At 31.6% G+C, this 15,081-nt stretch carries 10 protein-coding genes; 5 read left to right on the top strand and 5 right to left on the bottom strand.

Annotation, left to right across the window (positions count from 1 at the left end):
• Positions 1-44: 44 nt before the first annotated feature.
• Complete coding sequence (locus tag ABNT14_RS00495) at positions 45-1,223, bottom strand: acyl-CoA dehydrogenase family protein (protein ID WP_101902143.1); 1,179 nt, start codon at positions 1,221-1,223, stop codon at positions 45-47.
• A gap of 266 nt (positions 1,224-1,489) precedes the next feature.
• On the opposite strand from ABNT14_RS00495, the gene rnpA reads away from it, so the two are divergent.
• The 4 genes from rnpA to purD all read left to right on the top strand — a co-directional run bounded on the left by rnpA (position 1,490) and on the right by purD (position 6,568).
• A complete protein-coding gene (rnpA, locus tag ABNT14_RS00490; RefSeq protein ID WP_058884051.1) occupies positions 1,490-1,873 on the top strand; it encodes a ribonuclease P protein component in 384 nt (127 codons plus the stop codon).
• Positions 1,863-3,488, top strand: coding sequence for a S41 family peptidase (locus ABNT14_RS00485; protein ID WP_234985019.1), 1,626 nt, complete (start codon positions 1,863-1,865; stop codon positions 3,486-3,488). The genes rnpA and ABNT14_RS00485 overlap by 11 nt, the downstream gene beginning before the upstream one ends.
• A 37-nt stretch (positions 3,489-3,525) precedes the next feature.
• A complete protein-coding gene (locus ABNT14_RS00480) occupies positions 3,526-5,205 on the top strand; it encodes a DUF6909 family protein (RefSeq protein WP_101903791.1) in 1,680 nt (559 codons plus the stop codon).
• 88 nt (positions 5,206-5,293) lie between these two features.
• The gene (gene purD / locus ABNT14_RS00475; protein ID WP_101903792.1) at positions 5,294-6,568 is read left to right on the top strand and encodes a phosphoribosylamine--glycine ligase; all 1,275 of its coding nucleotides are present in this window, start codon (positions 5,294-5,296) and stop codon (positions 6,566-6,568) included.
• 89 nt (positions 6,569-6,657) lie between these two features.
• Here the strand turns inward: purD and ABNT14_RS00470 are convergent, their stop codons facing one another.
• Positions 6,658-7,701, bottom strand: a complete 1,044-nt coding sequence (locus ABNT14_RS00470) for a sensor histidine kinase (RefSeq protein WP_101903793.1) — start codon at positions 7,699-7,701, stop codon at positions 6,658-6,660.
• Positions 7,702-7,758: 57 nt separating this feature from the next.
• Entirely contained in the window at positions 7,759-8,454 is a 696-nt protein-coding gene (locus ABNT14_RS00465) for a response regulator transcription factor (RefSeq protein ID WP_101903794.1), read from the bottom strand.
• Positions 8,455-8,666: 212 nt separating this feature from the next.
• Here ABNT14_RS00465 and ABNT14_RS00460 point away from each other — a divergent pair, with 212 nt between their 5' ends.
• On the top strand, positions 8,667-9,386 hold the full coding sequence (locus ABNT14_RS00460) for a 3'-5' exonuclease (protein ID WP_101903795.1): 720 nt from the start codon (positions 8,667-8,669) through the stop codon (positions 9,384-9,386).
• Between the two features lie 86 nt (positions 9,387-9,472).
• Here the strand turns inward: ABNT14_RS00460 and ABNT14_RS00455 are convergent, their stop codons facing one another.
• Together ABNT14_RS00455 and ABNT14_RS00450 are read right to left on the bottom strand one after the other, a co-directional pair.
• The gene (locus tag ABNT14_RS00455) at positions 9,473-11,347 is read right to left on the bottom strand and encodes an ABC-F family ATP-binding cassette domain-containing protein (protein WP_101903796.1); all 1,875 of its coding nucleotides are present in this window, start codon (positions 11,345-11,347) and stop codon (positions 9,473-9,475) included.
• 76 nt (positions 11,348-11,423) lie between these two features.
• Positions 11,424-14,903 (bottom strand): M4 family metallopeptidase, encoded by a 3,480-nt coding sequence (locus ABNT14_RS00450; protein ID WP_348719390.1) that lies wholly within the window; start codon positions 14,901-14,903, stop codon positions 11,424-11,426.
• Positions 14,904-15,081 lie beyond the last annotated feature (178 nt).

Genomic DNA, 15,081 nt, shown 5'->3' with positions numbered 1-15,081 from the left:
ACTACAATGTAAGCTGGGGGGCTTAATTTTTAGCGTATTTCTTCTTATTTAAAAGCATTTAAACCAGTAATATCCAAGCCTGTAATTAACAAATGCACATCATGTGTTCCTTCGTAGGTAATTACACTTTCTAAATTCATTGCATGTCTCATAATCGAATATTCGCCCGATATTCCCATAGCACCTAAAATTTGTCGTGCCTCTCTAGCTATTTTTATTGCCATTTCCACATTATTTCTTTTCGCCATTGATATTTGCGCCGACGTTGCCCGATTTTCATTTTTCAACACCCCCAATCGCCATGTTAATAACTGCGCTTTGGTAATTTCGGTAATCATTTCGGCTAATTTTTTTTGCTGTAACTGAAACTGCCCAATCGGTTTACCAAATTGTGTACGCTCTTTTGCATATCGCAAGGCGGTATCATAACAATCCATCGCCGCTCCAATTGCACCCCAAGCAATTCCATAACGAGCAGAATCTAAACATAATAAAGGCGCTCCTAAACCCGATTTATTAGGCAATATATTTTCTTTTGGAATTTTTACATTATCAAAAATAAGCTCCCCAGTAATCGAAGCTCTTAACGACCATTTATGATGAGTTTCAGGAGTCGAAAAACCTTGCATACCTCTTTCAACAAGTAAACCATGAACCCGTCCTTGTTCATTTTTAGCCCAAACTACGGCAACATCACAAATTGGCGCATTCGAAATCCACATTTTTGCACCATTTAACAAATAATGATCTCCCATATCTTTAAACTTCGTTTCCATCCCACTAGGATTAGACCCGTGGTTTGGCTCGGTTAAACCAAAGCTTCCAATCCACTCACCCGACGCTAATTTTGGTAAATATTTTTGTCGCTGTGTTTCATTTCCATACTTATAAATAGGCAACATTACCAATGACGATTGCACCGAAGCAGTTGAGCGAATACCGCTATCGCCACGCTCCAATTCTTGCATTATTAATCCGTAGGAAATTTGGTCTAAACCAGCACCGCCATATTGCTCAGGAATATATGAGCCAAAAGCACCAACATCGGCCAATCCCTTTATCAATTCGCTAGGAAACTTAGCATCTTGCGCTGCATTTTCAATAATTGGCGACACCTTTTTTTTAACCCAATTACGAGCCGTTTCACGAATAAGTTTATGTTCATCAGTTAATAAATCATCGGTTTGATAATAATCAGGAGCTTGAAATAAATCAGGTTTCATACAGTTGTTTTAAGGTTTTTTTAAAGGATTTTTTTTTGGAGCTATTTCCCGCTTTCCGCACTCGCTCTTTTTTGAAAAAAATCAAAAAAGGAGCTCAAACAATTGCTACAATCGGGGCTAGGCATCACTATAAAGTTTTGAACTTTACAAAGTACTTTATAGCTATAAATATAAAAAAATTAAAAGCAAGAATTAAAAAATACGTAAAAAAGGTTTTTACAATAGATTTGTGCTGTTTTGTGTAGGTTTATGTATGTTTGTAGCACATGAAATTTACACTAGGACAACAAGAAAGATTAAAGAGCAAAAAGCTAATAGGCAAGCTCTATGAAGAAGGGAAATCAGTTAAAGTTTTTCCACTTCGAATGGTATATATACAAACCGAACACACTTCAAAATTCCCTGTTCAGGTAGGAGTCTCTGTTCCAAAAAGAAACTTTAAAAGTGCGGTAGACAGAAACCGCATAAAACGCTTACTACGCGAAACCTATCGAAAAGAAAAATACACCGTGTATGATGCTGTAAATAAGCCATATGTATTTATGATTTCTTATATTGCAAGAGACGAATGGACTTATGCCGATTTGGAAGTTAAAATGAAGAAATTATTAACACTATTTGTCGCTGAAACTCATAAAAATGAAGAATAAAAAAGCGCTTTTTTTTGGTTTACTTGTAATTATTGCTATTTTTTTTTCGTTTCAATCCCGATTTTTTGAAATTGCAAAACAAATAGAAATTTACAACAATTTATTCAAGGAATTAAACATCAATTATATTGATGAAATTAATCCTGGAGAATTGACTGATAAAGCCATTAAAAATACGCTTAAAAATTTAGATCCTTACACCCGTTTTTACAACGAGCAAGATGTTGAAGACGCTCGTATTGGTCGTGAAGGAGAATACGGAGGCATTGGTATTGCTGTTTATTACACTAAAAAAGGTATTCTTATATCGGAGGTTTATAAAGGTTTTCCTGCTGATAAATCAGGACTAAAAGCAGGCGATATTATTACAACTATCAACGGGCAAAATTTAACAGAAATAGCCAAAAGCCAATACGCACAAATGCTAAAAGGAACGCCTAACAAAGCACTTTCTTTAGGCGTTAACAGCAACGGAAACACCAAAAAAATCAGCTTAAAACTAGATAGAATTACAGTAAACCCCGTTCCGTTTTACCGAATGATTGATACTCAAACAGGCTATATTGTTTTAACAAAATTCACCAGTCAAAAAGCCACCGAACAAGTTGCCAAAGCCTTCAACGAGCTCAAGGAAAAAGGCATGAAAAACTTGGTTTTTGATTTGCGTAACAACCCTGGTGGTTCATTATTCGATGCTGTAAATATTACCAATTTATTTATCGATAAAGGTTTAAAAGTTGTCGATACTCGTGGAAAAACTAAAAAAAACACTAGAGTTTATAAAACAAAAAGAGAACCTTTAGACACTAAAATTCCTGTTGTTGTTTTAATAAACGACCGTTCGGCTTCGGCTTCTGAAATTGTATCGGGTGCTTTGCAAGACTATGACCGTGCCGTTATTATGGGTGAACGTTCTTTCGGAAAAGGCTTAGTGCAACGTTATTTTAAACTAAATTACGGCACACAAATGAAAGCCACTATTTCAAAATATTATACACCTAGCGGACGTTGTATTCAAGAATTAGATTATAGTAACAGAAATATTAAAACAGGCAAAGTTCCTAAATTTTCTGATGGAATTGTAAGTACATTCAAAACAAAAAACGGAAGAACAGTTTATGATGGCGGTGGCGTAACACCTGATGTAAAAATAGGGTTTTCTAAAAAATCAACAGAAACAAAAAAGCTATTAAAATCAAAAGCTATTTTTAATTTTGTTACCGATTTCACCCATAAAAACCCCAACCTAAACACAGATAACTTTCTTTTTAAAGCTAAGAATTTTAATGATTTTAAAAATTACTTACTTACAATCGATACTAGCTTTGTAACAACTCAAGAAAAATTATTTAAAAAAGCCTATCTTTCTGTAAAAAAGAACAATGCTATTGTATCGGAATATCAAAAAATAATCAACAAATTAAAGGCAGATAAAGTTGATCAAATTAGCCTAAACCAAGCTTTTTTAAGTGCCGAAATACAAAATCAAATTATAAAAAGATACGTTTATAAACAAGGACTATTTGCACATCAGCTTCAAAATGACAAAACCATAAGTAAAGCAGTACATCTATTAAAAAATCAAAAAAAGTATAACAAAATTTTAACAAGATAACATCTCTAACATATTTGTATCTTTGAACCCAAAAAAAATGTCAAAACCCAACCATAAAGAACGTAGTAGAGCGCAAGAATCAACCAACGCTATTGAAAAATTATACATTTCAATGCGTCATTTATTTAGTCGTGGTTTTTATAAACCCATGGGAATTTCAGGAGAAACATTGCGTAAATCATTACTGCAATTAAGACCCGAAATTTATGGTTCAATTGCCGAAGATAAAACCGAATTAAATGGTTTGGTTTACATTATTGAACGATTACCTGAAGGTATTGAAGAGTGTCAGTTTATCAATTTAACTGCCGATGAAGGATATCGAAATTCAAAATTTGAAACAATTATTCCTCCTAAAAGAAGAAGAAATTGTTACCGTATTGATAAAGATCAAATGAATATCGAAATTACACGTGGGCGTTCTGAAATTTACGATATTCTTACTCATATTACCTTTTTATTTATTGAATCTCACAAAATAAAAGACCGTGTTATTTCTGATAACGAAGATGGTTTTATTAGAGAATGGCTTCTTTTAGAAGATGTTGTTCTTTATAACAAAACGCTTTCAGACCAAGAAAAAGACGTAATTGTGGTACATCTTGGAAACATTCTAGGACGAACTTACGATGAGGTTTACGAAGCCTATAATACCTTTGCATCCGAAGAAAAACCAAACAGATTTTTCCATTTAATTTACTGGTTAGGTAAATTAGCTATTAACGAAACTGCAAACGAACAAAAACGTTCTGTAAAATTTAGTACCGCTCTAATTGAAGAAATTGGGCATCATTTTTATGGTGAAATTTGGGCAAATAGCATTAAAAAAACATTACTTGACAACAATTTATTAGAGCGTCCTATTCATATTATTAGTGCAAATATGCACAGTGTTATGAATAGCATTTATGCTAAAAGTGCCTTGCCTCAAGAATTTAAAAAACACAAAGGTTTTGAAATTTTTGAAGTATTGAGTAATTCTAACAGTGAGTCTTTACAAAAAACTGTTAAAAACTATGCGTCTAAAAATGGATTAATTTATTTAAAAGATACTTCAGGAACAAATATCAATGTTCAAATTATTGATACTGAAAAAATAGATATTAAAACAACTTCTTTTAAGAAAGTAAATTCTGCCGAGCAAAAACCTGTTATTATTGTAATGGATTATGCTTTTGGTGAACAAGCTTTTGAAACAATGGATGAATTACTAAAACCTTATAAAACCGCTGAAAAAACAGTTCATTTAAATGTTGATTCGGTTTCTATTATGGGGAAAGCAGGAATTTTAGAAGGAGGAAAAGGTGATATTATGATTCCTTCGGCACATATTTTTGAAGGTACTGCCGATAATTATCCTTTTGAAAATGAATTAACTAAAGAAGATTTAGAAGGCTTTGGCGTAAATGTTTTTGAAGGAACGATGGTTAGTGTACTAGGAACCTCTTTACAAAATAAAGATTTACTTGAATTTTTCCATGATTCTACCTGGAATGTAATTGGTTTAGAAATGGAAGGCGCACATTATCAGAAAGCCATTCAATCGGCCTCTAAAATTAGAGGAAATATCCGTGAAGATGTAAAAGTTCGATATGCTTATTACGCATCTGACAACCCACTAGAAACAGGAGCAACTCTTGCCTCTGGAGGTTTAGGAATGAGTGGCGTTACACCAACTTATGCCATTACACAAAAAATACTAGAACAGATATTTTAATAATTATTTCAACAAAAAAGGCTATTTTTTTAAATAGCCTTTTTTGTTATTTTATATTTGCATTGATAACACAACAACACAACATACCATGAATATCTTAATTTTAGGATCAGGAGGAAGAGAGCATTCCTTTGCAAAAAAGCTTTCAGAAAGTACCAAAACAAAAAAGCTTTTTGTAGCTCCTGGTAACGCAGGTACAAGCGCTGTAGCTACAAATATTGCTATCAACCCAACCAATTTTAATCAAGTAAAAGAAGTAGTTTTACAACACCAAATTAATATGGTTGTTGTAGGGCCTGAAGCGCCTTTAGTAGCAGGTATTCACGATTTCTTTTTAGCTGATCAGCAATTAAAAGACATTGCTATAATTGGTCCTAAAAAAGATGGTGCTTTACTAGAAGGAAGTAAAGATTTTTCGAAACAATTTATGATTAAGCACAATATTCCTACCGCAAGGTATGAATCATTTACTGCCCAAACACTAGCAAAAGGACAAGCTTTTTTAGAAACCTTAGCGCCTCCGTATGTTTTAAAAGCTGATGGATTAGCCGGTGGTAAAGGTGTTTTAATTTTAAATGATTTAGCAGAGGCAAAATCAGAATTAAAAGAAATGCTTTCAAACGAAAAATTCGGAGAAGCTTCGGCAACTGTTGTTATTGAAGAGTTTTTAAAAGGAATTGAACTATCGGTATTTGTTTTAACCGATGGAAAAAATTATAAAATTTTACCTTCAGCAAAAGATTACAAACGTATTGGCGAAGGCGATGTTGGTTTAAATACTGGTGGAATGGGTGCTATTTCTCCTGTTCCTTTTGCTACGGATGATTTCCTTGAAAAAGTAGAAGATTTAGTAGTAAAACCAACGATTGATGGTTTACAAAAAGATGGAATTGATTACCGTGGTTTTATTTTTATCGGACTAATGAACGATAACGGAAACCCATCTGTTGTTGAATATAATGTTCGTATGGGCGATCCTGAAACAGAGGTTGTTTTACCAAGAATTGAATCTGATTTAGTTGATTTATTCGAAGGTGTGGCAAACAGAACTTTGGATGAAAAATCATACCAAGTTACCTCTCAAACAGCAACAACAGTAATGTTAGTTGCTGGCGGATATCCTGAAGCCTACGAAAAAGGAAAAGAAATTACAGGTTTTGAATTGGCAACAGATTCTACTGTTTTTCATGCAGGAACAACCGATAAAAATGGTAAAGTAGTTTCAAACGGAGGAAGAGTTATGGCGGTTACTTCTTTTGGAAATTCTATTCAAGAAGCCCTTGATAAATCATATAAAAGCATTGACAAAATTTCTTTTGAAGGAATGAATTACAGAAAAGATATTGGTTTTGATTTAATATAAATAATCGAAATTATTATAAACTAAAAAAGGAGTTGATTTAATCAGCTCCTTTTTTTTTGTACTTGTTTATTACAGTCTATTATAACTTTTTAATTGGCTTTTTCAAGGGTAAACGAAAATTCTGAACCCTTACCATACTCACTTTTTAGCAAAATAGTTTCATCATGAGCTTCAATAATATGCTTTACAATAGAAAGCCCCAAACCTGAACCTCCTTGCTCGCGTGAACGGCTTTGATCTACTCTGTAAAAACGCTCGAATAAACGAGAAAGATGGTCTTCTTTTATTCCTTCGCCGTTATCAATTATTTTAATGATAAATTTATTTGGGTTATAACTTTCAATACTTGCCGTAGTAACACCGCCTACTTTACCATATTTAATCGAATTTACAACCAAGTTAATTAACACCTGTTCAATACGTTCAACATCACCCCTAACAAAACGAGGAAATTCATAAATAGTATCAAATAATAAGGTAATGTTTCGTTTTTTGGCTTTCATTTCAAACAAATCAAAAACATTTTGAATAAGCTCTATAATATTAAAAGTTTGAATGTCCATTTTCATACCCTCGGTTTCCAATTTAGCAAGCATATCTAAATCTTTAATAATCGAGGTCAATCTTTCTACACCTTTATTGGCTCTTCCTAAATATTTAGTACGAATTTCTTCATCTTCGGCAGCGCCTTCAATTAGAGTTAAAATATAGCCTTGTATAGTAAAAAGTGGCGTTTTTAATTCGTGAGCTACATTTCCTAAAAAATCTCTTCTAAAAGAATCTCTTTGTGTTAAAACAACAATTTCTTTACTTCTATCTTCTACATAAGTTTGCAAACTTTTGGTTAACGCTTCTACATCGGTGGTTACCTCTTTTCGTTCTAAATCGTTTACATCTAAAATAGAAATATCTTCATATAACTTTTTTACACGTTGATAAATGAAATGTTCGGCTCTATATTGAATGATAAAAAAAGAAACCATAAACATTAAAACCCCAAAGATAAAAACAGCCCAAACACCTAATGAATCTATTAAAACAAAATAAGAAACTAAAGCAATAACCAATGAAATTGTTGTAGAATAAAACGCTGACCAAAGCGCATAACGGTATGTTTTTTTAATTTTTTTCATGATAAAAAAATAGATTGCCTTTCAGCAATCTATATAGTTATTAAGTTTTATTTTTATTTATTTATCTTCTTCTAAAACAAATTTATACCCAACACCTTTTACAGTTTTGAAAAAATCATCTCCTATTTTTTCTCGAAGCTTACGAATATGAACATCAATAGTTCTTCCTCCTACAACTACTTCATTTCCCCAAACACTATCTAAAATTACCTCTCTTTTAAATACCTTTCCTGGTTTTGATGTTAATAATGATAACAATTCAAATTCTTTTCTTGGTAAAGCTATTTTTTTATCGCCTTTTAATACAACATATTCATCTCTGTTGATAATAATATCACCTAGTGTTGTTGTTGTATCGGTTTTATCTTCGGTTTTTAAGCGTCTTAATAACGACTTTATTTTACTTACTAAAACTTTTGGCTTTACAGGTTTTGTAATATAGTCATCGGCACCAGCATCAAAACCAGCCATTTGCGAATAGTCTTCACCTCTAGCGGTTAAAAAAGAAATAATTACGTTTTCTAACGATTTAATATTTCTGATTTTTTCACAGGCTTCAATACCGTCCATTTGAGGCATCATAATATCTAATAATATTAAATGCGGAGTTACTTTTTTTGCTAATTTTACTGCTTCCGCACCGTTGTTGGCTGTAAAAACCTGATAGCCTTCTGATTTTAAGTTATATCCTACTATTTCTAAGATATCTGGTTCATCATCAACTAGTAAAATTTTAACATCATTCGTGTTCATAGGTCATTTTATATTATGTTATCCAAAAGTAACGATAAAATTATAAATCATCCCTCTTGTTCTTTAACTTAACGTTCATTTAATTATTCATAAACATTTGCTTAAATGTTATTCATTGTCTTAATTACACTATTTTTATTTACTTAGCTGTTTTTTGTATCTTTATCAAACTCGTTTTAACCAAAAATAACGCTCGCTTTTAATCGAAAAAAATGTTACATAAAATAGCCTTACAAAACATCTTATTTTTAGATATTGAAACTGTTCCTGAAACTGAATTTTTTTCTGATTTATCCGAAGAAAAACAAGAACTTTACGCTTTAAAAACCGATTATAAACGAAAAGATGATGGTATTGATGCCAAAGATTTTTATCACAAAGCAGGAATTTGGGCTGAATTTGGTAAAATAATTTGTATTTCCGTAGGGTATTTAACCAATAAAACTTCCGAAAACCAGCTTAGAATCACCTCTTTTTCTGGGGATGATGAAGCTCGTATTTTAACTGATTTTAAAAATTTATTAGACACGCATTTTAGCCAAGATAAATATCTATTATGTGCTCATAATGGAAAAGAGTTTGACTTTCCGTACATTGCTCGTCGCATGATTATAAACCGAATTGACTTGCCTAAAAAACTAAATTTATTTGGAAAAAAGCCATGGGAAATACCACATTTAGACACCTTAGAATTATGGAAATTTGGCGATTATAAACATTATACTTCCTTAAAATTATTAACTGCTATTTTAGATATTCCTTCGCCAAAGCAAGATATTGACGGCAGTGAAGTAGCCCAAGTGTATTATCAAGAAAAAAATATGCCTCGCATTGTTGAATATTGTGAACGTGATACTGTTGCAGTAGCTCAACTTATTTTGCGTTTTTTAAATAAACCTTTACTTGAAAAATCGGATATTATAAAAGTGTAAAGTATCTAATAAATTAACTAAAAACCACGTTTAAAATATTTTTAAACGTGGTTTTTTACTGTTTCTAAACAACTATTCTTTTAAAATTATTCCCCTTCCATTTTCATTGAAAGCTCAAACCAACGTTCTTCTTTAGTTTCTAGAGTCTCTATAATTTCTTGAAGTTCTTTTGATTTATCGTTAATTTCATCTGTAGAAAATTCTACGTTCATAAACTTTGTTTCAATAACTTGTTTCTTTTTCTGAAGTTTTTCAATATCTTTTTCTAACAACCCCCATTCTCGTTTTTCATCAAAACTTAATACTGCTTTTTTAGTTGTTTTAGCGGAAGTTGCAACTACTTTTTTCACATCATTTTTTACCTCTCTAGCTTCTTTTACTTTAGAATCTTCATAAGCTCTAAAATCAGAATAATTACCAGGGAAATTATCAATAACTCCTTCGCCTCTAAATACAAATAAGTTATCTACAATTTTATCCATAAAGTAACGGTCGTGAGAAACTACCATTAAATTACCTGGATAATCTAACAAGAAATTTTCTAATACATTTAAGGTAACAACATCTAAATCGTTGGTAGGTTCATCTAAAATTAAAAAGTTTGGGTTCTGAATTAAAATTGCACATAAATACAATCGCTTTTGTTCTCCACCACTCAATTTTTCTACAAAATCGTGTTGTTTTTTTCTATCAAAAAGAAAGCGTTCTAATAATTGACCTGCAGATATTTTACGTCCTTTTGATAACGGAATATATTCTCCAAATTCTTTAACAACGTCAATTACTTTTTGCCCTGGTTTTATAACAATTCCGTTTTGGGTATAATATCCAAATTTAACGGTTTCACCAATAGTCACTTTTCCACCATCTAATTCAATTCCGCCAGTAAGCATATTTAAAAAAGATGATTTTCCTGTACCATTTTTACCGATAATTCCGATGCGTTCACCACGTTTAAAAACATAATCGAAACCGTTTAAAATTACTTTATCATCAAAGGATTTGTGCATTTTATGAAGCTCTAAAATTTTACTTCCTAAGCGTTCCATATTAATTTCTAACTGAACTTCGTGTTCGTTACGTCGTTTGTGTGCTTTTTCTTTGATTTCATAAAAATCATCGGTACGAGATTTCGATTTTGTAGTACGTGCCTTTGGTTGACGACGCATCCAATCTAATTCTTTTTTGAATAAACTTTTTGCCTTCCCTAAATTAGTTGCTTCAAGGGCTAAACGTTCTTCTTTATTTTGTAAATAATACGAGTAATTTCCTTTGTATTTATATAATTTTCCGTTATCTAATTCGATAATTTCATTACACACACGTTCTAAAAAATAACGGTCGTGTGTAACCATAAATAAGGTAATTTTTTCTTTGGCGAAAAAAGCTTCTAACCATTCAATCATTTCTAAATCTAAATGATTTGTTGGCTCATCTAAAATTAATAAATCGGGTTTTTTGATTAGTACGATTGCCAATGCCAAACGCTTTTTTTGCCCTCCAGATAACTTTCCTACTTTTAATTGTAAGTTATCTAATTTTAATTTTGATAAAATTTGTGTGTATTGCGTTTCAAAATCCCACGCATTGTGCTGCTCCATTAATTCAAAAGCTTCTTGAAAAGCATCTACATTGTCAGGATTTTGTACCGCTTTTTCATATTGTTTAATTACTGATAAAACTTTATTATCGGTTGAAAAAATAGTTTCTTCAATAGTAAAATCAGGGTTTAAATTATCGGCTTGAGATAAATAAGCAATGTCAATATCTTTTCGGCTAACAACTTGTCCAGTATCAGCGGTGTCAACTCCTGCTACAATATTTAAAATAGACGTTTTACCGCTACCATTTTTAGCAACAAAAGCTATTTTTTGATCTTTATTAATTCCGAAAGAAATGTCTTCAAATAACACTTTTTCTCCATATGCTTTTGCAATGCCTTCAACTGATAGGTAATTCATATTGTATATTTTAATGCAAAGAAACAAAAAACCCGAGCAAATGCTCGGGTTTTATTTATTTAATAAGAAAGGCTTCTTATTTTTTCAATAATTTTGTTGTTAGTACTTTTTGCCCATCATAAACTTCTAAAATATACATTCCTGAACTAAGGTTTGTAACATTTAATTTAGCAGTATTTAAACGACCTTTTTGCACAATACTTCCTGTTATATTTATAATTTTATAGCTAGTATTTTTTGCTTTTGAAGCTAAATTTACATTTACAAAATTTACTGATGGATTTGGATATATCGATAAGTTTGATGCTTCTTGAGTTTTAATATTTTCTCCTGAAACACTCATTGTTGCTACTGTATTTATAACTGATGTAGCAATTATATTAACGGTATAATCTTCTACTTCTCCATCTCTAAAAGTTCCACATGAAGTTGATGCTGAATTATATTTCATTGAAACACGCATTCTTGTTTTTCCTAATTTAGCATTTTCAGGAATTACAATATTTGCAACTCTGTTTGTTGCACTAGATGAATTTCCCGTTGTAACTTGTTCGCCTGCATCTGAAAAATCACCATCTTTATTGTAATCAATCCAAACAGTAAAATATTCGTTGTATGTACTAGTTGCAAAACCTGCACTTAATACTAATTGATTTGTAGTTCCTTGTACAACTGTTGCTACTTTTGATGTAAAATCGCCATATCCACTATTTGCACCTGTTGTATTAGTCATACCTCCAAATGCAACATAATCAATCCATTCATAACTAACTTTTGTTCCTTTTGATTCACAATAAGAAACTGGAATAGCCAATGTAGTTACATTTAAGATAGCACTTGATACCGATATATTTGCTTCTTCATCTGTTGCTTTTACTGAAAAAGCATAGTTTGTTTCTGAAGTTAAACCTGTAATAGTTGCTGTTGTTGTATTAGTAGAAGCAACTTTTGTTGCTCCTTGATATACATCATAACCTGTTACCGCTACATTATCTGTAGCTGCTGTCCAATTTAAAATTAAGCTTGTCTGTGTTATATTTGATGCTAATAAATTACTTGGTGCTGTTGGAGCAGTAGTATCTGATTGAGATGATTCTATTACAACTGTATAATCTTCAACTTCTCCATATTGAATATTTGTTTCACAAGCTGTTGGCGTTGCATTGTATTTTAACACAACACGCATTCTTGTAGCTCCGTTTAAAGCTGATTCTGGTATAGTAAAAGTTCCGTTAATAGGTGTTGTTTTAGATTTTGCTTTTGTAAAAACAGTTTCTCCTGCATCATCAAAATCTCCATCTTTATTATAATCTATCCAAACACCATATCCTTCAGTATATACTGTTCCATTCCATTTAGGAGTAATAGTAATTGTATTTGATTCACCTTTAATTAAACTAGTCGAAATTGATGTATAATCAGAATATCCATTTCCACCAGTAGAACTATTATTAATTGTTCCTAAAACAACTTTCTGAATATACTCATCACTAGCATTATTTGCTTTTGATACACAGTAATTTAATGGGATTTCTCCTGTTGTTGTAATTAATTTACTTGTGATTGTACCACTTTCTCCCGACACACAATTTGCGGCTACACTACAGTTGTAAATTGTACCTGAAACTAACCCTGTAATTACTTTTGAAGTATCAGTTATTACACTTGTTATTTCATTTATTGTCACTGTATAAGATACTGCTTCTGAAACAGCAGACCATGTTACAGTAAATCCATTATCATTAATATTAGTGGCATTAAGATTAGATGGAGCTACTAAGTCACAATCTTCAACATAAGCTTGCCCTACTCCTACTGCATGCCATGCGTTTGTTACCGATTGTACTTCGATACTATTTGCACCGTATAAATCTTCGGCAGCTGTTATAGAGCCTACTCTTGCATCTTCAAATGTTGAATTTGCTGATAAATAATTTGCTTCTAAACGATATGTTATTTTGGCTGATTTTTCCATACCAATAGCATCTACATTAAACACATTATTTATATCATTTGTTCCTGAACCACCTACTGTTAGTAAGTAAAACCAATAGTTTAAGACTCCTGAATTTGTATGTACTCCACAATAATCATTCGATCTTGTTGGTGTACCACAGTTAGGTTCTTTCCAATTTACTCCACCATAAGTATCAGGTTGATTTCTTTCATTAGGATTACTCATAGAACGCAGAGCTGAAGAGCCGTTACGTCTATCTATTTCATCTCCAATTAACCAAATTGAAGCATCAGGTGCTAAATCATTTCCGTTTCCTTTTGCAAAGTGTTCTACAGCTGCTCCCCAAATATCAGAAAAACCTTCATTCATTGCTCCTGACTCTCTTTGATACGCTAAATTTGCTGTGTTAGAGCAAACAGCATGCCCTATTTCATGTGCTGCAACATCTATTGAAGTTAAGGCATCAAAATAACCATTTCCTTCATTTCCATTTGATGAGCCATCTCCATAAGTCATTACTGATCCATTCCAAAAAGCATTATCATAACCAGTACCTCCAGCTACATTATCATAATGTACGTAACTATTAATTGCAGCTCCTGAGCCATTATAACTATTTCGGCTATGTTTATTTTGAAAATAATCATAAGTCATTTCAGCACCCCAGTGTGCATCTAAAGCAGCATTATCTTTTGCTGAATTATTAAATTCGGCTGCAGTCCAATTATTATCTGAATCTGTAAAATCTGTTGTAGAATAACTAGGTTGCGCTCCACTATTATAAGTATTAATACCTCCACCTCTAGTGTTATCTCTTAAAACATAACTATTACCAACCAACCTTGTAATTATCGATTTTGTACCGCTATATCTAGTATCTGCATTACCAGTTGCTAATGTTGCTGTCAATTTTTCAGCCAAAGCATTAACAGCACCTAAATTTTTTGAAGAATGTGCATGTTCGCCTAAATGTTTAATTGTAGCATTAAAAAATAATGCTTCACCTGTATGTGCATCTATATATAAATCACCTCTACTTAAAGGTTTTGTTGTATAGATATCAAATTTATAAGCTAATCTTGCTGATTTTGTTCCTATAACTTCTCTTGGAAGAATTAATAATTCTCCTGTTGGTTTTTTATAATTTCCTAAATTTTTTGCTTCTTTTGGTTGTTCCCAAAGATATTTTTGAGCTCCAGTATGAGCAATTGCTTTTTTAAAAGCAGCTTCTTTAGATAATTTTGGTCTAATATTTACTTTTCCTACATCATATAACTCACCATCCATAGTTCTTAATGTACTATTTTTCGCATGTGCTGTGTAAGTTCCGAATTCAACTTTTACGCCTTTAAATTTTTGTTGAAATTTTTCATGAATAAACCCTAAATTATCAACTTCTGATTTAATTTTTTGTAAGTTATCATTAGATGTTAATTTTAATTTTGACCTAATTAAATCGGGTGCCTTTTGTAAAGGCATTTTTGAAGATTTTTCGAGTTTAATTTGTTTTAATTCTCTACTTTCTTGAGCTGTCATAGATGTTAATCCTGCCAATAAAAAGGAAGATAAAAACATCGTTTTTAAATAATTTTGATTCATTTTTTTGAAGAGTTTAAATGAGTTATTTTAAGTAATATTTCTACCAAAAATGATAAAATAACACTACCTACATAACAAATGTATCTAAAAAATAATAAATTATTAATAAAAAAGACTTAATTAAATGAATTTAATAAAAAAAAACAAAAAACCCCTTTAAAACAATTAAATTATTGTA

The organism is Tenacibaculum dicentrarchi (assembly GCF_964036635.1).
Taxonomy (GTDB): Bacteria; Bacteroidota; Bacteroidia; order Flavobacteriales; family Flavobacteriaceae; genus Polaribacter; species Polaribacter dicentrarchi.
The sequence above is the reverse complement of the archived record's forward strand: the minus strand, read 5'-3'. Positions and strand labels throughout refer to the sequence as shown.